The sequence below is a fragment of the Mucilaginibacter oryzae genome, assembly GCF_003148845.1.
GTDB classification, from domain to species: domain Bacteria; phylum Bacteroidota; class Bacteroidia; order Sphingobacteriales; family Sphingobacteriaceae; genus Mucilaginibacter; species Mucilaginibacter oryzae.
Genome location: NZ_QGHA01000002.1, coordinates 832932 through 858642, shown reverse-complemented (window position 1 = coordinate 858642; position 25711 = coordinate 832932). Strand labels below are relative to the sequence as shown.

General features: G+C 44.0%; 19 protein-coding genes. 11 read left to right on the top strand and 8 right to left on the bottom strand.

All coding sequences use genetic code 11. The annotated features are described in order from the left end of the window. Positions 1-615 precede the first annotated feature (615 nt). From LX99_RS08965 to LX99_RS08940, 6 genes are read left to right on the top strand one after another with little or no spacing between them, the layout of a single operon-like run. Complete coding sequence (locus tag LX99_RS08965; protein WP_022831878.1) at positions 616-1374, top strand: TolC family protein; 759 nt, start codon at positions 616-618, stop codon at positions 1372-1374. Next, positions 1371-3551 carry a GumC family protein gene (locus tag LX99_RS08960; RefSeq protein WP_109607534.1) on the top strand — a complete coding sequence of 727 codons (2181 nt, stop codon included), beginning with the start codon at positions 1371-1373 and terminating at the stop codon, positions 3549-3551. Before LX99_RS08965 ends, LX99_RS08960 begins: the two co-directional genes overlap by 4 nt. A gap of 1 nt (position 3552) precedes the next feature. Further along, positions 3553-4779, top strand: coding sequence for a glycosyltransferase (locus LX99_RS08955; protein ID WP_109607533.1), 1227 nt, complete (start codon positions 3553-3555; stop codon positions 4777-4779). A 3-nt stretch (positions 4780-4782) separates the two neighbouring features. After that, on the top strand, positions 4783-6099 hold the full coding sequence (locus LX99_RS08950) for a lipopolysaccharide biosynthesis protein (protein WP_109607532.1): 1317 nt from the start codon (positions 4783-4785) through the stop codon (positions 6097-6099). Positions 6100-6107: 8 nt separating this feature from the next. Then, positions 6108-7538: an O-antigen ligase family protein gene (locus tag LX99_RS08945; protein WP_211318978.1), complete on the top strand. Its 1431-nt coding sequence runs from the start codon at positions 6108-6110 to the stop codon at positions 7536-7538. A gap of 3 nt (positions 7539-7541) precedes the next feature. Continuing rightward, complete coding sequence (locus LX99_RS08940; RefSeq protein ID WP_109607531.1) at positions 7542-8438, top strand: glycosyltransferase family 2 protein; 897 nt, start codon at positions 7542-7544, stop codon at positions 8436-8438. A gap of 271 nt (positions 8439-8709) precedes the next feature. On the opposite strand, the gene LX99_RS08935 is transcribed toward LX99_RS08940, so the two are convergent. From LX99_RS08935 to LX99_RS08915, 5 genes are all read right to left on the bottom strand, one after another. Beyond that, positions 8710-10323, bottom strand: coding sequence for a hypothetical protein (locus LX99_RS08935; protein ID WP_109607530.1), 1614 nt, complete (start codon positions 10321-10323; stop codon positions 8710-8712). A 343-nt stretch (positions 10324-10666) separates the two neighbouring features. Next, the gene (locus LX99_RS08930) at positions 10667-12793 is read right to left on the bottom strand and encodes an LruC domain-containing protein (RefSeq protein ID WP_109607529.1); all 2127 of its coding nucleotides are present in this window, start codon (positions 12791-12793) and stop codon (positions 10667-10669) included. Positions 12794-13090: 297 nt separating this feature from the next. After that, positions 13091-14047, bottom strand: coding sequence for a thioredoxin-disulfide reductase (gene trxB / locus LX99_RS08925; protein ID WP_109607528.1), 957 nt, complete (start codon positions 14045-14047; stop codon positions 13091-13093). 73 nt (positions 14048-14120) lie between these two features. Next, complete coding sequence (locus tag LX99_RS08920; RefSeq protein ID WP_109607527.1) at positions 14121-15296, bottom strand: dipeptidase; 1176 nt, start codon at positions 15294-15296, stop codon at positions 14121-14123. A gap of 96 nt (positions 15297-15392) precedes the next feature. Next, on the bottom strand, positions 15393-15836 hold the full coding sequence (locus LX99_RS08915; protein WP_109607526.1) for a DUF3592 domain-containing protein: 444 nt from the start codon (positions 15834-15836) through the stop codon (positions 15393-15395). Positions 15837-16005: 169 nt separating this feature from the next. Between LX99_RS08915 and LX99_RS08910 the strand changes: the two genes are divergently transcribed. The 5 genes from LX99_RS08910 to LX99_RS08890 all read left to right on the top strand — a co-directional run bounded on the left by LX99_RS08910 (position 16006) and on the right by LX99_RS08890 (position 21312). Further along, positions 16006-18054 carry a BatA domain-containing protein gene (locus tag LX99_RS08910; RefSeq protein ID WP_109607525.1) on the top strand — a complete coding sequence of 683 codons (2049 nt, stop codon included), beginning with the start codon at positions 16006-16008 and terminating at the stop codon, positions 18052-18054. A 32-nt stretch (positions 18055-18086) separates the two neighbouring features. Continuing rightward, positions 18087-19337 (top strand): dihydroorotase, encoded by a 1251-nt coding sequence (locus LX99_RS08905; RefSeq protein WP_109607524.1) that lies wholly within the window; start codon positions 18087-18089, stop codon positions 19335-19337. Positions 19338-19344: 7 nt separating this feature from the next. Further along, positions 19345-20013, top strand: coding sequence for a hypothetical protein (locus LX99_RS08900; RefSeq protein WP_109607523.1), 669 nt, complete (start codon positions 19345-19347; stop codon positions 20011-20013). Between the two features lie 6 nt (positions 20014-20019). Continuing rightward, positions 20020-20604 (top strand): DUF4199 domain-containing protein, encoded by a 585-nt coding sequence (locus LX99_RS08895; RefSeq protein ID WP_109607522.1) that lies wholly within the window; start codon positions 20020-20022, stop codon positions 20602-20604. 144 nt (positions 20605-20748) lie between these two features. Next, on the top strand, positions 20749-21312 hold the full coding sequence (locus LX99_RS08890) for a DUF4199 domain-containing protein (protein WP_022829576.1): 564 nt from the start codon (positions 20749-20751) through the stop codon (positions 21310-21312). Between the two features lie 128 nt (positions 21313-21440). Here LX99_RS08890 and rseP read toward each other — a convergent pair whose 3' ends face one another. The 3 genes from rseP to LX99_RS08875 form a co-directional block, all read right to left on the bottom strand. Beyond that, positions 21441-22775, bottom strand: coding sequence for an RIP metalloprotease RseP (rseP, locus tag LX99_RS08885; protein ID WP_109607521.1), 1335 nt, complete (start codon positions 22773-22775; stop codon positions 21441-21443). A gap of 19 nt (positions 22776-22794) precedes the next feature. Continuing rightward, positions 22795-23982 carry a 1-deoxy-D-xylulose-5-phosphate reductoisomerase gene (locus tag LX99_RS08880; RefSeq protein ID WP_109607520.1) on the bottom strand — a complete coding sequence of 396 codons (1188 nt, stop codon included), beginning with the start codon at positions 23980-23982 and terminating at the stop codon, positions 22795-22797. Between the two features lie 221 nt (positions 23983-24203). Further along, on the bottom strand, positions 24204-25709 hold the full coding sequence (locus LX99_RS08875) for a GH3 auxin-responsive promoter family protein (RefSeq protein WP_109607519.1): 1506 nt from the start codon (positions 25707-25709) through the stop codon (positions 24204-24206). Positions 25710-25711 lie beyond the last annotated feature (2 nt).

The following is a 25711-nucleotide window of genomic DNA, read 5'->3' as shown; positions in this document are numbered from 1 at the left end:
CGGATGGTTCCCGCTTAAGGAGATTGAGATATAGTTGATTTTGGTTGTTATTGCTTATTTGAAAGTCCCTTTCCATACGGCCCCGTTAATAACCAGGATTAGGATATAAACCGGTTGCTGACCGGTAAGCGTGTCAGGTACGTTATCTATAATTTATTCATCATCATTTTACCTATGTATTCTTTAAGAGTCTTTTGCAGAGACATCATCGGCAATCAATATTTAAAACCATTGTTTTAATAATACGCGGTTGACTATTTTCCCTATCTGCTAAAAGTATGCCGGTATTTTAATTAATTTATTGTCAGAATGTTGTAATATCCGGTAGTCTAACAAATGGAAAAAGTATCCATTTGTTGGACTTATAGCGAGTGTATGGGATAAACGTAACAGCATTCCGTAATGAACGCGCCGTTAAAGCGCAAAATCCCCACCAATCGGCGACCAAAAATTCCAGCAGCAAGAAAGTTTTCCATAAAATGGAAATTAAATAATTTGGTTCTTTATGTAAGCTATTGGTAGTCAGCAGGTATTGTGAATTTTTATAATTGGTATAGTTGATGGTTCTAACGGAGGAGACAACGCTATCCTCAAACTATATTTTAAGAATAAAAAATGCGATACTTTGTAATTATATATTTCCTCCTGTTAACTGCTACGGTTCCCTCTTTCGGGCAGGCAAAGCAGGCAAATCCAAATAAAGTCCCGCCCGCGCTTGATGAAAGTGCAGATCTCCAGGCGCAGTTGGTTCCGCTCGATAGTATCATTGACCTTGCCATCAAAAATTCACCTTCAGTAAAATTCCAGAAAGACCTCGTTGAGTCGTCAAAAGCGCAACTTGATTTTGCGAAGAGGGTTTGGACCAATAACATCATGGGCTTCGTAAACTACTCTACCGGCAATCAAAGCATCGTATCGTCTGATAGCCAATCGCCGGGTTCGGTGGCATCGTCAAATATCACCAGCGGTTTCCGGATGGGGGTGCAGATCAATCTGCCGCTTTATGAGCTTGTCGGGCGTAAATCGCGGGTTAACCTTTATAAATATCAATACAATTCATCCATTAACAAGCGCGATGAATCAGTACAGGAATTAAAGAAAGAGGTAATACAAGCCTATTATAACCTCTTGTATGCCAGTAATGTATTATCTATACGTAGTGAAGCTAAAGAATCAGCTATCAGCCAATATTCCATTGCCAAAAAGCAATTTAAGGATGGCGCGATAGACGCGCTTGAACTATCCCGGTTAAAAACCATTGAGGTTAACGCCCGGGCCGATTACGAAGAGGCCAAACGCCAGTTTTCAACCTATTACGCGCAGATGGAACCCATGGTTGGCGTACCATTTAACCAATTAGTAGCTAAAAAATGAACCTGATCCATTATATAAAGTTATTGCTGCGGCACAAAACCTGGCTGATATCAGTACCCTTAATTTGTGCTTTAACTGTGTTTTTTTTAACCAAAAAAAGCAAAAAGCAATATACAAGCTCAACAACCCTTTACACCGGCGTAGCCAGCGGTTATTCAATTACCAGCACCGAGGACGAACGGCTTGACTATTTTGCCGTAAACAATGCGTTTGATAACCTGATGGCTTCGGCAAAATCGCGCGAAACTATACAGGCCGTTTCCCTGCATCTTTTAGCAGAACACCTTTTATTAAAAAAGTCCGATTTTCATGTATTAGGTACTGTTGACTTTAATAAGTTAAAAAAACTGGTTAGCCCTGATGTGATCAATAAGGCACAAAAGTTGGGTAATGAACCGGCGGTTTACAGTTATTTAAACGCTCTTTACACCGATAAAACCAATAATACAATTGCTTACATTCTTGATAACCCGGGATCATTTTACAGTATTGACGATTTGAAATCAAACCTGGCGGTAACCCGGTTAAATGCCAGCGATATTTTGCAGGTGGTGTATACATGTACCGATCCGGCCGTGTGTTTACGTACGCTTGAGTTACATAGCGCTATTTTCACTGAAAATTATAAGCGTTTAAAGGCCGACCAAACCTACAGCGCGGTACAATATTTTGAAGGTAAACTTGCAGAAGTTAAAGCCAAGCTTCAAAAATCAGAAGATGATTTGAAACTTTTCGGTCAAAAAAACAGGGTAATTAATTATTACGAACAAACGAGGTATATAGCACAATCAAAAGAGCAGCTGGAAAAAGAGATTTATGCCGAAAAAGTTACCCAGAAGGGCAGTCAACAAGCTTTGGGAGCTGTCGAAAAAAAATTAAACTCCCGCAATCAGCAAATTGATAACAGCCTTAACGTAATTAATACCCGGCAGCGCCTGAGCCAGGCAAAGTCAAACCTTGAACGCGCCAAATTATATGGCGATAATGAAAAAATAGCGCAGTATTCATCCCGCGTGCAAGTACTGGAAGACTCGCTTAAAACGGCATCCGACGATTATCTTAAACTAAATTACACCCTCGAAACGGTGCCCCGCTCAAACCTCATCCAGGAGTGGGTTGATAACGCCGTTACCGGGCAAAAGGCAACCGCTGGTTTGGATGTTCTTGATAAACAGCGTCAAAACTACCTCAACCAGATCGATGAATTCGCACCGCTGGGCTCAACGCTCAAAAGGCTTGAAAGGCAGGTGGATATTAACGAAAAAGAGTTTTTATCTATTTTGCATGGCCTTAACCTTGCCCGGCTTCGCCAAAGCAACATCGCGCTCAACTCAAACATTGTGGTGCAGGATAAGCCGTTTTTTCCGCTGCGTGCCCAACCGTCAACCAGGGGTTTACTGATAATCGTTTCGTTTGTTCTCGGTTTTGTTTCGGTGGTTTCGGTGGTGGTGGGCCGCGAGTTGATGGATTCATCCGTTCGCACAGCCGAGAGGGCTGAAAAAAGCATTGGCTTACCGCTTGCAGGTATGTCAATAGCATATAGAAATGAAATCTTGCTGCCTTATCAAACGCAGTTAATGCATTTGCTGGCCGAGCGCCTTACCAGCGCTATTTTACCCTTTGTTTCTGCGGGTATTGAAAGTGAGGGTAAAGCTACCCTCGCTTTGATTGCCACAAGGCAGGAAGTTTATAATCCAGTTGACGTACAACTGTTGCACCAGTCGCTGCGGGCCGTATTCAAAAAGGTGTTTTGGGTGGTGCCGGTTGGGTATTCTCATATTTTTTTGGCTGCAATCCCTCCTGAATCCATATACATATATACGCCGGCGCTCGAACAGTTAAATTATAAAGACGTTCGCAATTTTTCTGAAGATTCAATTCCGCAGGATGGTCTGGTGGTATATGTTTCGCCCAATTTATCATTGAACAGCCTTCCTGTAGCTGTTGCCAAAGGGGCGGAAATGATGTTGTACGTGTTTAACGCAAAAGATACTAACCAGCAAGCCGACAGGCAGGTGATCACTAAAACCCAAAATGCGGCTCCCGGAGTGCCTTTGTATACCTGGCTTGTCAATGTTGATGAAGCCAATATTGATAATACAATAGGTGAAATTCCTAAAAAGCGCAGTTGGTTGAGGCGTAAAATTAAAAAAATGATAACCCTTAATTTACGATAATATGCCTGATACCAAACCCCGGCACATTGTTTGCCTGGCGTTGCCCGCCTGGGAAGCCGAATACCTCAGATCCACAGTTGAATTGATGAAAAGCCTTTCGGAACGGAACCTGGTTTTATACGTTGACTACGCCTATACCATATCCGATCTGATTAAGGGTATAACAGGAAAAAAGAAATTTGACTGGAAACGCCTCATCGGTTTAAAAAAGCGGTTGCGGAAAATCAGTGCCGGTAAAGATGGTACCGGTTTGTATGTGTTGTCGCTGCCGCCGGTATTTCCGGCTTTTATGTTAAAATCAGAGCGGTTGTTCAGGCTCGCAAACAAATTTAACGCGGCAATAAGCGGATACTTCATCAACAAAGCTATAGCACACCTGCAAATGCAGGATGTGATAGCTTTCAATTCGTTTCAGCCCTTTTTGGGCAAGTATTGGAATATCAGCAACGTTACCTTCAACGTTTACTATATCTACGACGATTTTTCGAACGTCCCATGGTTTAACGGCTTTGCCGTGTCGGCAGAGCGGCAATATTTAGCCAATACTGATTTGGTAATTGTAACCTCCTCCGAACTGAAGAAAAGACAGCAACTGTTAAACAAACCGGTTGAAATTGTAAACAATGGCGTTCATTTCGATTGTTTTTTCAAAAACAGGAATTTGAAACGGTTTAATGAGGGATACATTAAAACCGTAGGTTATACCGGGGTGATAGACAATCGTATTGATGTTGAGATGCTTGAACGCGTAATTGGATCGATGCAAAAAACGCGGTTTTTGTTTGTTGGTAAAGTTGCTGATCAATCAGTTTACAACCGCCTTGTTAAGTATATAAACGTTTGTTTTGAGCCTCCGGTGCCCGTTAACGAGGTGCCTCTGATACAGAGCCAGATCCATGTTGGTATTATTCCATACGTCTGCAACGAACTAACCGCAGCCATATACCCCCTTAAAGTTAACGAATACCTGGCCATGGGCCTTCCGGTGGTAATGACATCCTTTGCCTTGCTAAACGATTGTGCCGACGTAGTGTACGTTGCCGATGGCTATCATGATTTTAAACATCGCCTGGAACTGGCCCTACTTGAAAACGATACGACTTTGCAGGAAAAACGGATCTGCATCGCTAAAAAGGCCGACTGGCAGGTGCGGGCCGACCAATTACAAGACTTGGTTGACGAATATAAAAGTCGTCAATCTTTAATTAAAGAACAGGTTAAAGCATAGTTTATGGTCAGGAAGCTACTGTATAGCAATACCTCGTGGTCGTTAATTTCAAATGGCCTCACCGCAATTTTAGGTTTTGTAAACCTTGCTTTAATTGCCCGGCTTTTCAGCAAAGACGAGGCCGGCATGTGGTTTATGCTTTTAACCGTTTACACCCTGTTAGAAATGCTTCGCAGTGGTTGGGTGCAAACACCATTTATCCGTTTTTACGTTTCTGCCCGGCATGAAAACGAGCGGCGGCAACTAACAGGCGCTTCATGGCAGTTATTACTGTTTTTTACAATAGCTATTTCGCTGCTGCTTTTACCGGCCTCTTTATTTAAAAGCTTCGATCAGCCCGCTTTTAAGCTGGCAAAGCACTATACGGTTGTTTGGTTGTTTTGCGCGCTGCCTTTTCAACTGCTGCAGTGGCAATTGCAGGCGCGCAGCCAGTTTAAAAAACTTGCTGCCGTAAAGATATTTTTTGCGCTGTTATTTAGCGCCTTGCTGCTGTTACAGTTCAGGCTAAAATCTGGTATCAATATAATTGTCCTGTTTTATGGGGGCATCCAACTCTTTATCGGCATTGCAGGTATGGCGTTTAATTGGCTCCGGCTTGGTAAGTGGACAAATACATCCGCCGAACGCAAAAGTTTGTCGGGGTTCGGCAAATACAGCATGCTTACAATGATCGCGTCAAGCCTGCTCAGAAGTTCAGATCAGTTTATCATAGCCGCCTGGCTGGGGCCTTCGGCGCTTGCGCTGTATGCCATCCCCCAAAAACTTGTAGAAGCCATCGAAATCCCGGTGCGCTCATTTGCATCAGTAGCAATGCCTGCAGCCACCGCTTTATATCATAAGCATGACAGCCAGGGCTTAAGGAAGCTTTTTTACCGACAGGCCGGATTTTTAAGCTTTCTTATTTTACCCCTTGCGGCCGCATTTATGTTGTTCCCCGTGCCGGTGGTCAATTTATTAGGGGGCGGTAAATACCTGCAGTCTGCCATGTTATTGCGGATCTTTTGCTGCTATACCTTATTGATTCCTTTAGATCGCTATTGCGGCTTACTGCTCGACGCCGCTAACAGGCCTGGTTATAACACCCTGAAGGTAATTTCCATGTTAATAATTAACGTTGTTTTGGATATAGCAGCGCTAAGTATGGGCGCGGGTTTGTATGGCGTTGCCGCAGGCTCAACCATAACTTTTTTGCTGGGCGTAGTTATTGGCTGGGTGCAGCTGAAGGATATCCTTTGCGCGTTTAAACCGATACTGTTTTGGAGAGAAGGCATTACCGGGTTTTGGGGTTCTTTGAAAAATACACCAATCCCTTTAAAATGATACTAAAAATGGCTGCGGAAAACAGGTTGGTGAAGGTTTTTTTTGTGGTGAGCCTTGCTGTTTTGCTGGGTTTTGTTGTGGCTCATATTGATGTTGCCGGAACTGTGGGCTTAATAGCCTTACCGTTTGTGGCTTTGTACCTTATCTGGATATTCAATAAACCCGTAAGGGGGCTTTATACCGTGTTGTACGCGGGTTTTTTTGCCAACGGCATGGTACGCTATTCAACGGCGCCTTTCGGGTTATCAATTGATATTTTTTTGCTTATCACACTAATAGCTGCCCTTGCCAAACCTAAAAAGGGGAGGGCTTTACTGCTTAGAAATCCATTTGTTTATGCCATCTCGGTTTGGACCGCCTTTACAATTTTCGAGATCATAAACCCGGAGGCAAGGAGTTTCGCGGCCTGGTTTTATTCCGTAAGGGGCACCGCGCTGTACATGATCCAGTTGGTTGTACTGACCACCTTACTAATCGACGATAAAAAGGGGATGCTAAAGTTTGTTAATATCTGGATCTTTTGCTCGGCTCTGGCCGCGATTTACGGCATGAAGCAACTTTATCTTGGTGTAAACCATGCCGAGCAGGTGTGGCTTGATGCCGGGGCTTACAAAACACATCTTTTGTTCGGCAGGCTGCGGGTGTTTTCGTTTTATTCAGACGCGGGCCAGTTCGGCGCGGCCATGGGGCACATTTTGCTGGTTTGCCTGATCCTGTCGCTCGGGCCTGTTAAACGGAAGCTTAAGCTCGGTTATCTCGCGTTAAGCTTGCTTTTCTTTTGGGCCATGGCTATAAGTGGTACGCGCGGGGCTCTGTTCGTTCCGCTTTCGGGCTTTATGGTATACCTGTTCTTAACTAAAAACTTTAAGATTTTGAGTGTTGGGATAGCGGTTGTTGTCATATTATTCGGCCTGTTGAAGTTTACTACCGTAGGCGCCGGTAATTACCAGGTGCAACGGATGCGCAGCGCGCTCGATCCTAACGATCCGTCGTTACAGGTTAGGCTTGATAATCAAAAAAAGTTCGCGGCCTACCTCAAATCCCGGCCAATAGGAGGAGGCATCGGCTCGGCCGGTTCCTGGGGGCAACGGTTTTCGCCCGGCACCTTCCTCGCCGAAACGCCCACAGATAGCTGGTATGTAAAAATATGGGCCGAAACCGGTATTGTTGGTTTATGGATCCACCTGGGGATGATCATCACCATAGCTATAACCGGCACAGTGATGATTTTCAGGATGAAAAACGATCTGCAACTGCGCCAAATCAGTATGGCCCTTTTTTCAGGATATATAGGGATAGCCTTTGCAAGTTACAGTAACCAGGTAATAGGCCAGGCGCCCAGCGGTATTGTGGTATTTATGAGTATTGGCTTAATCTGGCTGGCTTATAAATGGGACAAAGCCGGGCAGTCCGCCGGTAATAATGAAACAAAAAATTAAAAAATGTATAGCGAAACTAAATTCCCGCTGGTGTCTATAATTACGGTTAATTATAATACCGATGAGGTAACCGCGGCGTTGCTTAAATCCCTGCGAGGTGTTACCTATCCCAGCCTGGAGATCATCGTGGTAGACAACGCTTCGGATTCAGATTGCGCTTATCTCAAAAACAGCTTTCCTGAAATTTTATTGATCAAGAATGGTTGTAATGAGGGTTTTGCCGGCGGTAACAACCGCGGCATTGAACAGGCAAAAGGCGATATTATTTTTTTGCTTAATAACGATACCGAGGTAGATCCTGGTTTTATTGAACCAGTGGTTAAACTTTTTATGGCAGATCAATCCATCGGGATCGTATCACCTAAAATTCATTACTATCACTCCCTTGGAATAATTCAATATGCAGGTGGCGAGCCAATTAACCCGTTTACTGCCCGCGGCAAATTTATCGGCACCGGCGAAACTGATAACGGCCAATACCAGGTGCCCGTTAAAACTCAGTTAGGTCATGGCGCCGCTATGGCTATCCGCCGTACAGTTTTCGATAAGGTCGGGTTATTGCCCGAAAAATATTTCCTGTATTATGAAGAACTTGATTTTTGTGTGCAAGCGAAAAACGCGGGCTTTTCTATCTGGTACCAACCACATTCGCTGGTGCTTCACAAAGAATCGATGAGTGTTGGTAAAATGAGTAGAATCAAGGTTTATTACCAAAACCGCAACCGTTTGCTATTCATCAGGCGAAATATTAGAGGTTTGCAGGGTTGGATAAGCAGGCTGTTTTTTGTGCTGATCTCTGCTCCTTTAGCCATGCTCAGGTATATTTTTAGCTATACCCCGCGCTATGCCACCGAAATATGGAAAGGGTTGATCTGGAATCTTCGTAACACTTCAAAATAGATTAGTTTCACGCCGTTTATCAGGGCGGCACTGAGGGTTGTTTAGAACTGTCACTATTTTAAACTTTTTACCTATTGTCGGGATTGACCATCATGGAGGCAGCGCTATTACATTATATTTCCCCGTGCTTTAAAGTTGCCATAAAGGCCTTTCGTAAGACAAAAAAGTCATATCCGCCAGCGTTATTATATATGTTTTTATGAATTTTATCCGTGTGAACATGTGGCGATTGGAAGCAAGCCTTGAACTTTAGATTGTTAATGACGTTTTATCAGCAATAAGTGGTGCTCGTATTGGTTTCTATAGAATAACATTCATAGCTAAGTTTTAACCCAATCTTTTCATTCAGGAAATTCAGGTATCTGAGTTCGCGCTCGTCTGGAGGTTGAGTACCAACCACAACTAAATGTTTTTCCAATGATGTTTTTTTACTGAAGGCATAATCTGTCAATTGCCCTAAAGCTTCCCTAATACAGGTGAAAGCAGAATTATAAGGTTTGACCTCATAAATAAAAAAAGAGAAATCGTTACGCCGCCAGATATCAATACGCTTTCTTTCAGTACCCACTTTATCATCCGGAAACATCTTTTTTAAATATTGGGCAAACCCATTTTGGATTTGGTTGTGAACCTGTTTTACAAGTTGGGTAGTTTCAATATTTCGTGTAAAAGAAAAAGTGTCTTTGGTTCGGATATCATCATCCATCGGTTCTTCGTCTGTAGCATCTCCTTCGGTCGGTTCTTCTAAAGAAAACTCATCATTAACACCGGTAATAGCATAACTGCCGAATATTTTTTCAAAATGTCCCTCTTTTTCGCCGGGTATAATTTTATGTATCGTAAGGGCATAGTTGAGACCGGTGTCTATTCGCAAGCCTGTCTCCAAAAAATTTACGTTAATCAGATGCCCGAGGTCCGGGTCGCCGAACTGATATACTGTCCCGTTTACTTCCGTTACTTCCGCATAAGCGATGATAGTGAGGTTATTAAAACGACCGTGCGACTTTACAGCTACCAAATCACCCTTTTTAAGGTTTAGAAAATATTTGAGAGTTCGGGAAGAGGTATCAAATTTAGGTTCGTCATGTGAAATGTTTTCGTTAATCCATTTACCGATAGTTGTAAAATCTTGGCCGACCAATCCGGAGAAATCGGTATTCCAGAAAAAACCGGTGGCGATTGCGCTTTTTTCCAGCATATCGGGAAAAACGTTAACAACATCATTGCCGTTATCATCTTCGTATTTGGAACCAATGATATAATAATTGCGATCAGGAATATCGGTCGCGATCTGATAATACTTACTCGCAAAATCAAAAAAATCTTCGTCAGTTTCCCTTTTGGTTAGAATAAATTGATGTAAAACCGAAAGTGGCGCGGTCGCATAATCATCATATTCGAAATGTTTAGCTAATTTCCGGATAATCTCTTTCTTATATATTGGGAGCAGCTTGTAATTCGAATAAATGAAAGCGATTTTCCATTTAGTCATGCTGTCGATATCGATGGTATCAATTGCCGAGAAATTTCCAGCCTCTGCGTTTCTGATAATGGCGACAATATTGGCTTTAACCCTTTGAAAAGCTGCTCCCGGATCCTCTCCGTACTTTTTGAACCATTTGTATTCGGGTGTGAAAAGGAAGGCAGGCGACGAACCGTCTTTATCTGAAGCGCGGCTCCAGATTCCGAATTTAGAGGACGTGCCGCCGCCTAAAATACCGATGGACTCAGAACCGTGTTCCAGTAAATAAGTAAAGGTATCGGGGTTCCCCACTTGGGTATAATCCGTAAGTGCCATGGTTTCCACTGCATGCAAAGGCCAGCGCGCCAAAAATTCGTTTAGTTTATTGTAAGAAATTTGCGGATCGGAGGTAATAATGCTCATGAACTAAGATTAGGGTTTGAATTCTGTAGCTAAGATATTGTTCATCCGGTTAATTGCGCAAATAGACTTTGCAAATTAACTATGGCTTCACTGATAGTGGTGTCGTAGATTAATTTTTATAGATGAGAACGGTCGTTATGGGAAAGATTAGTTCATATAGACTAAAAAGCATTGAACTTAACTCACAGTTGTCCACTTAGCTTACAAGAGTCTTTTTAACAAACCTTTAAAACACACAAAAGGAGCGGAAAACATGCTTCCACTCCTTTTCACTCCTTAAATATCAAAGGGCTTTTTATGAGCAATTGTCGAACCTGGCTTTTTATTCCATTAAAAACTATTTCTATTTTCTATATATCATCGATTCATTTCGGTTGCCTGCTGTACTCAGGTACCAGTCAGGGTGTAAAGCCCCGCCTGATTTTGCCCATTGCAGAAAGTAGTTGTAAGTTTTGCCGATGTTGCTGCCTTCCGACGGGTAGTCAAACTGCTCCACAAAGTTTAAAGCCCATGGCCATGCGTTTTTAGTTTTGTAGTAACTGTTTAACCCGGGTTTGGAGTAATCCTGCAATGTACCGAACAGTTTTTGGTCTGCCAGATCTGTAGGCAGGTTATTAGGCAGGTGTACTTCGTAGCCCCTGCGTTGATTGCTGATCAGGAAGGGGTTAAAAGGAGCTGTACCTAATGTGGCGGCCGAAATAGGCGTAGTAAAGTTAACACGGATATGCACGGTATCGCCGGTTATAAAAGGCGCGCCATTTTGCGTATTGATATAATAACCGCCGGGCCGTTTTATTACAGCCTGGTAACTATCAAACGGAATAATAACCGCCTTAGCCTGGCCGGATTCGGTTCCGTTGCCGTTTTGTTTAATGTAATTGGAGGCTCGCTTTTGTCCGGTTACGCTCTGAACCATATTTGAACCAAAAGGAAACTGTACGCCAAAACCGCTCACAAACGAAGCGCCTGAAGCTTTTACAGCGTAGTCTGCATAAATTTCTACAGCCAGATTTTTGGCATTGGTAACGGTTTTGTACCTGTAACCTATTACCATATCATTCATATCATAGTCGCCGGTTGCAGGCCATAGGTCTTCAAATAATGTTGTTCCGAATGTTGTTTTCGAAGGGTAGTAGCTTACATATGCCCTTGTCGGGTCGGTAGGGAACTGGTCGAAAGTATCTGTTACGCCGTCTCCATCGCTGTCTATGGGTTTGTCAATTGGCTGAACGTCAGTTTGCGATATCGCTTTTATCGGGTTTGATGTGGCGTAAAATACAATATCGTTAAAATCATTGTCGCTGCCGCCTGTCTGCCGGTTTTGATCGTCAATACCAATCAGGAAAAGATTTTGAGTTTCAGAATAAAGTAATACGGTATGCTTTTTAAGATCAGCGGTTGTTTCAGGATTGCAGGCCGTTGTTGAATAAAACTTGGCTGTACTGGTGCTGACGGTTTTTGAGCCGCCATCCCAGGCGTTGGCTAATAGCACAAAACCTATTGATGTGCCTGCATTAAATCGGCCGAGTTTCACTTTGCTGCCCGAACGCAGGTTACCGCCCGAGCCTGGCAGCGACGCGTTAGGGAAAATATAATTAACGGTAGCTATGTCTGCAGGGCTTTTTGGCGGGTTGCCGGTAGTATAGGTATAATAACCAAGCGAATTGAGATAGCCCGCACCTTCACTTACAAAAGTTATCCAAACATCCGCGGTTTCGGTAACATTAAGGTCGGCGACTGCGGATGACTGCAGGTATTGAGGGTGGTGTTTTCTTACATCTATAGTTTCAGGCAACGAAGCGTTGATAAACGATAAAAGATCAGCGGTAATCACATCGTAAGTAGGCTCCAGGTATTTTGGAACACCGGAATTATCGTACAGCCCCATGTATTTGTAAATGGTATTTGAACTATTGGAAGCCATGGCGCTGAATGAGTTCAATGTTCTCATTTTACTTATGCTTTTGCTAACATAGCTGTTTTGAGAAATATTACCTGAAAACCCTGCCGAACCGCCGATAGTACCGTTAACCGCGTTGTTTACTATAACGGCTTTAGCATTACGCATAAGGCCGACATATTTTGCATCAACTATCAATGTATCAACATAAGCAGGCAAGTTAACCTGGGCCTGTAAAAGGCCGTTATTGTCGCTAAGGCTTGTTAATATGGGGGTGCTTGTTGCAGGATCGCCCACAAATACATCTACCGGCACACCTGCAATAGGCTCATTGTTGTTAGATTGCAGGTTGATTTTCAGGGAAACAAGTTTTGTAGTGCTGAAATTGAAGTTTTCAGGCGCTATAACACTGTCTCCAGGAGTGATAACTACCGGAGGTGGCGTATTGACCAGGCCGGAGCTGCTTTCTTTTTTGCAGGATGAGATCAAAATTGCCGACACAAATAATATTAACAACAGGTGTATTTTCACTCGCCTGTCTGAATAAGTTTTTAAGGATAAAGGATTCATAATTTTGATTTTACAACTCCTTTTCAATTGCTGTGCCTTGTGATAAATAATTGTAAATCAATTACTTGAAATTTTTCATTATTCTATATTTTGGAATTTTTCCAATTTTAAAGCATAGAGTTCGGCGTATATTAACGATTTTGTAGAGGAGAAAGTAAAATTTTAATCCTGTAATCCCTACAGCCGGGTTCAGGTATCACTTGAAACGGAGTAAAAGAAAGGGCGATGATCCCTCATCGCCCCCATATGCTAAGAAGCTAACTAAAGCGCTATGTGCCAGTCCCTAAATTATCGAATTTAAGCGGTAACAATATGCTCTTTGGCTGCCAGATAACGCTCGGCGTCTATGGCGGCCATACAGCCTGTGCCTGCTGCAGTTACAGCCTGGCGGTAAATATGGTCCTGAGCGTCGCCGGCGCAAAATACGCCTTCAACGTTTGTTTCTGTCGATCCCGGGCGGGTAATGATATAGCCTGTTTCATCCATGTGCAACCAACCCCTGAAAATATCGGTATTGGGATGGTGACCTATGGCTACAAAGAAACCGGTAACATCCAGGTCGGTTTCGGCGTTGGTTACATTATTGATTACTTTAACGCCGGTAACGCTTTGGCCGTCGCCCAAAATCTCCTTGGTTTCGGTATTGTAAAGCACTTCAATGTTTGGGGTGTTCAATACACGGTGAACCATGGCTTTTGAAGCCCGGAACTCGTCGCGACGAACGATCATGTAAACCTTGCGGGCCAGTTTGGCAAGATAGGTAGCTTCTTCGGCAGCGGTATCGCCGGCGCCAACAATAGCTACATCCTGTCCTTTAAAAAAGAAACCATCGCAAACCGCGCAGGCAGAAACGCCAAAGCCGCTGTATTTCTGTTCCGATTCAAGGCCAAGCCATTTGGCAGATGCCCCTGTTGAAATAATAACGGTATCGGCAGTAATAGTTTTAACATCATCAACTATTACCTTGTGCGGAAGGCTTGAAAAATCAACCGCGCTCACATAGCCGTAACGGATGTCGGTGCCAAGGCGCTCGGCTTGCTTGCGGAAGTCTTCCATCATTTCGGGGCCCATAATTCCTGTAGGATAGCCCGGGAAGTTTTCAACTTCGGTGGTTTGGGTAAGTTGCCCACCGGCCAATAAGCCGGTATACATAACCGGTTTCAAATCAGCGCGTGATGCATATATGGCGGCAGTATAACCCGCCGGGCCCGACCCGATGATCAGGCATTTTACGTGTTCTGTTTCCTGAGACATTTTATTATAAATGAGTTGCGAATTTACGTTTTTGAGCCTGAAAAGCAAAGCCCTTATCGTCAGGATAGTGACATCATTTACCCGTATTGGCAGCAAGTACCCGCATCACATTGCCGCCCAATATTTTAGCTACATCTTTTTGCGAATAGCCGGATCTGAGCAGTGCTTCGGTTATTTTAGGATAGTCGGCCACGCTGTTCAGCCCCAGAGGGTATGATTCGGCACCGTCAAAATCCGAGCCTATACCTACATGATCAACACCTATCAATTTAGCAATGTAATCGATATGCCTGATCAGCAGGCTTAACGGCGGGCGCATTTTATCCGATTCATTCCTGTAAATGGTATTTAGCCTGATGTTGGCCAGGTCGCCGTCATGGTAAACCCGCGTTAATGAATCCAGTTCGGCGCGATGTTGCCGCGAAAATTTGCCTGCCTTTGCCGAATAGGTACTATCAACAAACGCGCTGTAAAAATTAATACAAACTACGCCTCCGTTTTTTGCCAATGCTTTTAACTGTTCATCCTTCAAATTACGGCGATTGGGATCGAGGGCATATGCGCAGCTGTGCGAGGCGATAACCGGTTTTTTAGTTGTTGCCAGCACATCATAAAAAGTACGCTCGCCAACGTGCGATACATCCACCATTACGCCTAAATCATTCATGTGTTTTACTATTTGTTTGCCGTAGGCTGTTAAACCAAGGTGTTTCAAACTGTCTTTTTTAATAACCTCATCGCGGGCGGAGGTAGCCCATGTGGTGCTGTTGTTCCAGGTAAGGGTGAGGTAGCGCATGCCGCGTTTGGCTAGGCTGTCAATATAATCCATGCGGTCTTCAATCATGTGGCCGCCCTCAACACCTATCAGGGCGGCAAGTTTTTTCCGGGCTACCGCCTGCCGTAGTTCTTTGCTGTTTTTTACAAGCGTAATTTTACCGGGGTTGCGTTTGATGAGCGCGCAAAGCGAATCAATTTCGCGGTTGGCGAAGGCAAAGGCGGCGCCTTTCCCATAATCTTCACCGCACCAGATGGAGAAGATCTGTGCATCCAAACCACCTTCCCTGGCACGGTCAAGATCAAAGTTTCCTTCGGTTTGACGCTTGCCCAAATCAAGCTTAGTGATCAGCTCGTTCGAGATCACATCGTTATGGGTATCTATCAGGATAGCTTGTTGATGGATTTGCCGGGCGTTTTGGGCGCTTAGCTTCATCGCAAGTATCAGCGGAAATAACAATAGCGATTTTTTCATTCGGTAAGATAGGTAATCTTCACCGTTGATTTTTTGATTACTTTGATTTTTTGAATAAAATATAACTTGCTTTCTTGGATTGTGCCGGTCTCTGAATCATAATATAATGAATAATCCGCCTCCGGTTGATACTATGCCCAATATCAGCACCAGCCAGGGTACAATTTTGGATAGTTTATCATTAAGCATAAATGTGGATGGGTTTTCAGGATCGTAAAAAACGGTTACACTTTCGCCTTCTTTAAAAGTGCTTGGGTTGCTTCCTAAGGTATACTTTTTGGTGATCCACTCACCGTTATTGGCAACATACCTTATTACCGGGTAATATTGTCCACTGTAACCTTGCGAACCAGGTTCGTATTCAATGCTAAATACTATACCCTCAACTTTAATCCCTGTCTTTAAAAGGCGCATCCTTCTGTATCGAAGCACAACTCCTGCTATGGTTAATCCGGCTCCTATTATCCCGGTTACCACTGCTGTGGTTATGGGATTATAAGTGGTATGGCGCGTAATGGAAAGTAAAATAGTTGTGATCATGGTTTGGTTAAGTGTATATCAATTTCTTTGTGTTCTATCTATCGATAAATGCCAAATATATTGAATAACCATATAATTAAGGAAGCAAAATATACTCGCCGTCAAACGGTATGTACATATTTAATAAAAATTATTCATCACATTTGTAAACAGCACTTACCTCTTAACTATGTATTTTTTATACCCGGCTTTTTTGTTTGCGATGCTTAGCCTGGCCATCCCGGTGATAGTCCATCTTTTTAATTTCCGCAAGTACAAAAAGGTTTATTTCAGCAATGTGCAGTTTTTAAAAGAGGTGAAGGAGCAGCAGGCTTCGCATCGTAACCTTAAAGAGCGGTTGATATTGGCGGCGCGCTTGCTTGCCCTGGCTTTTTTAGTGCTGGCTTTTGCGCGGCCTTATATTCCCGGTCGGCAAAAAATGAATGCCGGCAAACAGCAGGTTATCAGTGTTTTTGTTGATAATTCATACTCAATGCAAAACCTCAGCCGCGAAGGATCATTGCTTGATGAGGCCAAAAGCAAGGCTAAAGAGATAGCCACGGCTTATGGCATTAACGACAGGTACCAGCTGCTTACCCATGATTTTGAAGGAAAACACCAGCGGCTGCTTAACCGCGATGAGTTTAACGATGCCGTTGATGCCATAAAGATCAGTCCGCAAAGCCGCACCCTTAAAGAGGTGATCAGCAGGCAGGAAAGTTTGCTGGAAACGGAGCCAAGCTCGTTAAAATCGATCTTTATCATATCCGATTTTCAAAAAAATAAAAATGAAAAACCGGTTAAGGCCGATAGTGATATATCAGTTAACCTGGTGCAGTTAAAAGCAGGTAACCTGCCAAATGTGGCCGTTGATTCGGCCTGGCTGCTCAGTGCCGTACACCAACCGGGCCAAAGCGAAAAGCTGGTGATCAAATTACATAATTACGCTGCCGAACGTGCCGAAAAAATCCCGCTGAAGGTTTTGATCAACGGAACGCAAAAAGCTATAGGCAGCTTTAGTATTGATGCCCGGTCGGCACAAGAAGATACCTTATCATTTTCGGGCCTGCAGGCCGGCTGGCAAAAAGGGGAGATCCAGTTACAGGATAATCCGGTTACCTTTGATAACCGGTTTTACTTCAGCTTTAACGTAAACCGGCAAATGCCGGTTTTGCTTATAGATGGCGGTACGCCCAACCCTTATCTGAAAGCGGTTTTTGGTTCAGATAATTTTTTTGCCGTTCGGCGCGTAGCGGATGGCGGGGTTGATTATGCCGCCTTAAACAGCTATCCGGTAGTGTTCATCAGCGATGTTAAAGCCATAGCCACCGGTTTGGCCCAGCAGCTAAAAACATATGTGGCCAGGGGCGGCTCGCTGGTGGTATTCCCGGCGGCTGATGCCGATCTGGTTAATTATCGCTCATTTCTGCAATCGCTTAACGCCGGTTTTCCCGAAAAACTGGTTACCCGTGATGTTAGGGTAAGTGAAATTAACAGGCAAACCCAGATATTTAAAAACGTGTTTGAGAGTTTTCCGCCAAACCCAGATCTGCCGGTCGTGAAAAAATATTACCAGTTGGGTAAAGGAACCGGTGCTGCCGAAAACCTGATGTCGCTTGCCACGGCCGAGCCGTTTTGGGCATCGTATCAAAACGGCAAGAGCAAAGTTTATGTTGTATCGGTACCGCTGAATGAGGATTTCAGTAATCTGCCGCGGCACGCGTTATTTGTACCGGTTTTATTCAGGATAGCCTTACTAAGCGGGCATGAGCAACCTTTGTTCTATACCCTTGGCGCCGATGAGCCCTTGGAGATAGCGCCTGTTCACACCACCGAAAAACAGTTGCTGAAGTTAACCAGGGACAGCCTGAGCATTATACCGGATGTAAGGCAACAGGAAGGTGGCACTACCTTATATATATCAGACCAGCTACGCGAAACCGGTATTTACGCTTTGAAAAAACAGGACAGTACCCTTGCAATGTTGGCATTTAATGATAACAGGGCAGAATCAGACATGAGTTATTTTACCCCGGCTGATCTTCAAAAACTGCTGCCTGATGCAAAGCCTTTATTAACAGCCGGTAACGGCCGGTTAAAAAGCGTGATTGCCGAATCAAATTTTGGCACACAATTATGGAAACTTTGTATAATTTTGGCCCTGATCTTCCTGCTTGCAGAAATATTGCTGATCAGGTTTTATAAGCCTGAAAATCAGGCTACAACCCAGGCAGGTTAGATTGTTAAAAATCCATACATAAAGCGGTGCTAATGAATTTGCTTATCAAATCTGCCACTATCCTTGATCCCGGATCGTCCTTTCATCAACAAGTTGCCGATATTTTAATTGAAGATGGTGTGATAACCCGTATAGCGGATGTTATCGATGCCGATGCCGAAATTGTTGATGCCGAAGGCAAGTATATATCGCCCGGCTTTTTCGATCTGAACTGTAATATCGGCGAGCTTGGCCTGGAAACCAAAGAGGATTTGGCTTCCGGAACCGCTGCCGCAGCCGCGGGTGGTTATACAGGTTTAGCGCTGATGCCCAATACCCAACCGCCCGTTCATTCGAAAGCGGAGGTTGAGTACCTGCGTAACAGATCAAAAGGTAATATTGTTGATGTTTATCCCTTAGGCACCATCTCACAAAAGCGCGAAGGTAAAGACCTTGCCGAAATGTACGATATGTACCAAAGCGGTGCCAAAGCTTTTACCGACGGCAACCGCCCTGTACAGGATGCCGGTTTAATGGAACGGGCTTTACTATACGCGCAGGGGTTCGACGCGCTGGTTATTTCTTATCCGGAAGATACCGCTATAGCCGGTAAAGCCAAGGTAAATGAAGGCGAGATCAGCACCCTGCTGGGAATGAAAGGCATCCCTTCACTGGCCGAAGAACTGATGGTGGCCCGCGATCTTTATCTTGCTGAATATACCGTTTCGAGGATCCACTTTACTACCATATCCACTGCGCGCTCGGTCGATCTGATCCGTGAAGCCAGGCGTAAAGGCATTGAGGTAACCTGCGATGTTGCCGCTCACCATCTGGTACTTACCGACGAGGCGCTGTTAGGTTTTGATAGTTTGTATAAAGTAAAACCACCCCTGCGTACTGCCGATGATGTTAACGCGTTATTAAAGGGTTTAAAAGATGGTACCATTGATGCGATTGTATCACAGCATACCCCGCATGAAATCGAATTTAAAGATGTAGAGTTTGAGGTTGCCGAATACGGCATGGTTGGTTTGCAAACAACGTTAGCGCTTGCATTGAAAGCCGGTTTGCCGGTTGAAATGGTAGTTGAGAAACTTGCAGTTAACCCACGCGAAATATTAGGTATTGAAGTACCAGTAATTGCCGAAGGGGAAGCGGCTAACCTCGTACTTTTTGATACCGAAGCAGAGTGGGAGTATAGCGCTGTTGCAAATAAATCAAAATCGGCAAATTCGCCTTTCAGGGGGCAAACACTTAAGGGAAAAGTGTTGCTCACTTATAATAACAATCAAATATTTAAATAACATACCTATGATCGATCCGAAAATTGAAACAGCCTTTGTAGCGGCGCTTGAGGCTTTCTCTAAATATAGCAGCTTTGATGCTACCAGCTTAACCGACGACTTTGCCGAAGTTTTTGCATCGGAAGAAGACTTTTTGACCAAGGTTGACCTGCTTGATGATGTGTTTGACGAAAATCCGCAGATTGAAGGTCTTCGCGAAGTTTTTTTTGATTTGCTGATGATCAACTTTTTCAGCGCCGATGTTAAAAAGCTGGAAGAGGATTACCTGGATACCCCTGAGTGGGAAAGCATTGAAGAAGAAACGCTTGACCGCGGCACCGAACTGCTTAACCTGCTTTTGTACCTGAATGAGTGCGAAGACGAAGATATTGAGCCCGAGCTGGAAGATTACCTGAAAGAGTTTTTATTGGTTGATGAAGATGAGTTTCAGGATGAGTACCGCATTTATGAACCGATAATTGCCAACCAGATACTGATGGAAAGCCCCGTGGCCGAGATAGCCAAGGTTGCTGAGGCTTTGCCTGCTGATTCGGAACTGAAGGAATTGTTTTACCCGGTAATGTGCTTCTTCCAGAATATCGACCCAACCGATGAGGAAGTGAATGAGATTGCTGACAACGCCCTTGACCAGGAATTTGATATGGCAGTTTACCAGATTTTAATCAATTTTCAATAGTTATTAATGAGTGCTGAGATAGATAAAACCATAAAAATACAGGGGCTTATCAGAGGACTGCTCTTAGGGGCGATCTTAACGGTAATAAGCATCGGTTATTTTTATTTTATGATAGGCGTGGCGTCGGCCGTGGCTATAACAGTAGGTTCGATGTTATTTACCTATATATTACCTATTGCCGTAGCCGCATTATTTTGCCTGGGCCTCCGGAAAAAAATAGGAGGTTTTTGGACATTGAGACAGGCTGCTACCGGGATTTTTATCATGTTTGTAATTTCTTACCTAACCATATTTATTGCACGCGACCAGGTTTTTGCCCGTGTAATTGAGCCCAATATGGTTGAGAAAACTAAAACAGCCATGATCAGCGCTTTAAACAAGCTTAAAGACGCCACCACCAAGCCCGACGAAAAGAAAGCTGCCGATGCCAAGATCCTGGAGATGAGAAAAGGTTTTGATTCCGATAAAAACGTATCAATCGGTCAGCAAATTCAAGGTTTTGGGGTAACCATCATCTTTTTGTTTGTTTTAGCCATAGCGTTCGCGGCGTTTTTTAAGCGCGAGCCGCCCGGTTACGTAGCCGGAAATTAGGTTGATGGTTCGTTAATTATTATAAGCAAAACGGCTCCTTTATAAAAAGGGGCCGTTTTGCTTATAGTTGGTTTTACCGCAAATAAAACTTTGAGTTTTAAATAAATTGGCTAAATTTAATTAAAACTTAACAACCTCATTATCATGGAAGTGAAAAAAGCGAGCCCCTCGCAACCTGCCCTTAAATGGGCATTGATTAACCTGATAGCCTCAATAGTGATCACCTATGCTTTTCAGTTTTTAAATGTTGATCAAAGCACATCAGTAAAATACCTGAGTTTTCTACCTTTTATCATTTTCCTTCTGTTAACTCAAAATGAATTCAAGGCGCAACTTGGTGGCTATATGACCTACGGCAATGGCTTTTTATCAGGTTTTTTATACGCCATTTTTACCGGGATTTTCATTGCAATATTTACATATGTTTACTATTCTATATTAAGCCCCGAAATGGTTGATAAAATAATGCAATCGTCGCGTGCTCAGATGGAGGCCAAAGGGAACATGACCCAGGAACAAATTGATACGGGTATGGGTATAGCAACCAAATACTTTGTAGTTTTTGCCACTGTGGGTATTGTTTTTTCTTACGCTATTTTTGGCGCTATTGTAAGCCTTATATCGGCGGCGATATTTAAAAATGAACGGTCGCCTTTTGATATCCCAGATAACTACGACACACCCACTTCCTCAGATCCGACAGTATAAAGCTGCAAAAAGTTAATAAATCACACTAAAAATAAAACAGGCCTTCATACAAAGGCCTGTTTTGTTTTTATCATACTAAATTGCGAGGAGGAAGCGAAAACTAATCTCCAACCTCAAGTCTCTAATCTCTATTTCTTCGTAACTATTTTTAAAATATCGTTTCCAAAAACAAACACCATCAGGCAAACCAATATTACAAAGCCTACAATCTGCGCACGTTCCAGGAATTTATCACTTAACGGTTTGCCTTTAATCATTTCGATGATCAGGAATACAGCGTGACCGCCGTCGAGCGCGGGAATTGGCAGCAGGTTCATCAATGCCAATACCATCGATAGGAAGCCTACCAGTGTCCAGAAGTGAACCCAGTCTACCGTGCCGCCAAACAGGTTGGCAATAGCCACAGGACCGCTCACCGCTTTACGCGGGTTAACATCACCTTTTATCATTTTGCCAATGCCTTTAGCGTTATCCCTGAAAGTGCTCCATGCCTTTGCTGCGCCAATCGGGAACGACTCGAAAAAGCCGTAGTTAACGGTACGGAGATCCGGGAAATCATTTTTCGACCGGTAGAAGCCCAATTTTCCGTCGGGAGAAACCGTAGCTTTTAGGGTTACCAGCTGATGGTTGCGTTTTACACCCAGATCAATCTGTTTGCCTTTGTTAGCGGCAAGTTGCGCCTGCAGTTCATCCCAGAATACTACAGGGAGATTGTTGGCCATTACAATGCTGTCGCCTTTTTGTAAACCGGCTTTTACCGCGTTGCTTCCCGGCTCCAACGAATCCACAACAAACTTAGCACGTGGTAAACGGCTGATAAAGCCTTCAATGTCGTGATCGTCAAGATCATTCAGGATAGTTTTAGGGATGCTGATCTGTAGGGTTTGCGCCCCGCGCTGAACCGTGAAAACAGTATTATCCAATAAAACATTTGGGCTTGTTAAATCGTCAAAACGCTCAAACGGCTTACCATTGATGGCTGTCACCTTATCGCCAAGCTGTAAGCCTATTTTTTTACCTACAGCGCCAGGCACAATGCCGTATTTGACGCTCGAATTAGGGATATAGGTATCGCCAAAGCGCATGGTCAATACCCAGAATATTAAAATGCCGAGGATGATGTTCACCGTTACGCCGCCAAGCATCACAATTAAACGCTGCCAGGCCGGTTTTGAACGGAACTCCCAGGGCTGCGGCGGACCGGCCATTTGTTCTGTATCCATCGATTCATCAATCATACCGGCAATTTTTACATAGCCGCCAAGAGGTAACCAGCCGATGCCGTATTCAACACCTTTATAAGTGAATTTAAACAGACTTATATTCCATGCATCAAAAAACAGGTAAAATTTCTCTACCCTGATGCCGAAGGCCCGCGCTGCCAGGAAATGCCCCAGCTCGTGCAGGATTACTAAAATTGAAAGGCCCAGTATCAGCTGGCCCACCATGATCACTATACTCATTATCTGTTGTTATCGTGTATTAAAATTGTAATGCTTTTGAAGGTAATTGCTTGATATAATTTTGCGCAAAGATGCGTGTTTCTTTGTCAGTATTCAAATAATCGGCAAGGGTAGGGGTGCTGATAAAGTTAATTTGCTGCATACATTCTTCAATAACGCCGCTCATGGTTAAAAAACCGATATTGCCGTTTAAAAAGCCTGCCACGGCTATTTCGTTTGCCGCGTTAATGATACATGGCATATTACCGCCCTGTTTCAGCGCCGTGTACGCTAAATTTAAATTACGGAAAGTATCGGTATCCGGTTTTTCGAAGGTAAGGTTAGGATAGTCCATAAAATTAAACCGCTTAAAATTGGTTGTAACTCTTTCAGGGTACGTTAGCGCATACTGGATGGGCAGTTTCATATCCGGCAGGCCCAATTGTGCTTTGATCGATCCATCCCTGAACTGCACCAGCGAATGAACGATGGACTGCGGGTGTACCACCACTTCAATCTGGTCGGCTTCTATATCGAACAGCCATTTGGCCTCAATAACTTCCAGGCCCTTGTTCATCAGGGAGGCCGAATCGATAGTGATTTTTGCGCCCATTACCCAGTTGGGGTGTTTTAACGCATCTTCGCGGGTTACATTGGCTAAAAAATCAAGCGAGCGACCGCGGAAGGGGCCGCCAGAAGCGGTGATGATCAGTTTTTCAATAGTCTGGTAATCTTCACCAACAAGGCATTGAAAGATGGCCGAATGTTCAGAATCTACCGGTAAAATACTGATGCCGTGTTGTTTGGCAAGCGTGGTGATGATGTCGCCGGCAACTACCAAGGTTTCTTTGTTAGCCAGGGCGATATCTTTACCGGCTTTAATGGCGGCGATGGTTGGCTCAAGGCCGGCAAAACCCACCATCGCGGTAAGTACAACCGCGATATCCGGGTGTGTAACCAAATCAATAATAGCCTGGTGACCGTCCATTACCTGTATGGGTAAATGAGCCAAAGAATCTTTAACCTGTTGATATTTGCTTTGATCACATATAATGGCGTACTCGGGCACAAACTCAATGGCCTGGCTAATCAGCAAGTCGGCATTGGAGTGCGCGGTCAGCATAAACGCCCTGAATAAGTTACTGTTCCACCTGATCACATCAAGTGTTTGTGTACCGATGCTGCCCGTTGAGCCAAGGATGGCTATGTTTTTTACCTGATTGTCCAATTAATATTATTTTTTCCTGCTTCCAGCTTGTGTACGGTGTTATCACCGCACCACTTCGCTATTCATATTAATACACGCCCCAAAAGTCGTATGGCGCGGTGATAACACCGTCCATAGGCTTAAAGATCGCTTTTTTCAATTAGCCCCCCCTGTTAATCGTATGGTGCAGTAACAACACCAATCGTAAACATATTCATTAAGTCTCCCCGTCTGGGGGAGATTTAGAGGGGGTTTTTATATTCTTCCAATCCCTCAGCTATCTTCCTGTCGTTCGATAGCCTTGGTACTTTATTTTGGCCGCCAAGCTTACCTTCCGAACGCATGTAATTAATAAAAGCGTCTTTTTGCAGGGTTTGGATAACCAAAGGTTGTAAAATGTTACCTTCAATCAGGTCAAAATAGTAAATATTTTTTTTCTGCAAGGCTTTATCCACTTTAAGGGCAAACGACTTGACATCGGCAGGGGCGGAGCCAAATTCTATAAACCATTCATGGTAAGGTAATTGACCTGGCCCAGGGTTAACCTGCGGGGCTACGGTAAATTCAACCACATCTACACCTTCCTGTTTGGCAACGCTCATCAACGCATGTTCAACCTCTTCGCCAATAACGTGCTCGCCAAAGGCCGATATATAATGCTTTATACGGCCTGTTACGACAATACGATACGGATCTTTCGAAACAAACTTTACAGTATCGCCCAGGCTATACCCCCATAACCCGGCATTGGTATTAAGGATGATGGCATAATTTTTATCCAGCTCCACATCTTTTAGGTTAATGCGGGCCGGTTTATCGTTGAAAAACTCTTCGGAAGGAATGAATTCATAGAAGATACCGGAATCAACCAGTAACAAAAGCCCTTTTTCTTTCTGCGAATCCTGGAAAGCTATAAAACCCTCGGATGCCGGGTATGTTTCTATCGAATCGATCTTGAACCCAATGCTTTCTTCCATACGGGTGCGGTAGGGTTCGTAATTTACGCCGCCGTACACATAAAGTTTAAAGTTGGGGAAAATGTCTTTGATTTTTTTGCCGCCGGCTTTAGCGGATAACCTGTCGAAATACATCTGGCACCAGGGTGGGATCCCGCTGATGAGGCGCATATCTTCATTAAAGGTCTCTTCCACAATGGCATCCACTTTTTGTTCCCAGTCTTCAATACAATTGGTTTTGTAGCTGGGGAGCCTGTTTTTTTGCAGATAAGCGGGTACGTGATGGGCCACTATACCGGATAAGCGGCCGGTTGAAATGCCATGCTTTTCGGCCAGGATGGGGCTGCCCTGCAAAAATATCATCTTGCCATCCACAAAATCCGCCTTACCCGTTTCATGAATATAGCTGAGCAGCGCGTTCCGGGCAGCTTTGATGTGCTCGGGCATGCTCTCCTGCGAGATCGGGATGTATTTTACGCCCGATGTTGTCCCCGAAGTTTTAGCAAGGTAAGCGGGTTTACCCGGCCACAGTACATGCTCTTCGCCGTTCACTACGCGGTCGATATAGGGGCGCAGATCTTCATAATCATGAACAGGAACCAGGCGCTTAAAATCCTCATAATTATTGATAGCTGCAAAGTGATGATCTTTACCAAAAGCGGTGTTTTTGGCGGCGTGAATAAGATCGGTAAAGGTTTTTTGTTGCAGGGGTACCGCGTTTTTACGCAAATAATTGAGTTGCCTGTTAACCCGCGCCGCGAATATTTTGCTTAATGCTGCTTTCAGTCCCATGA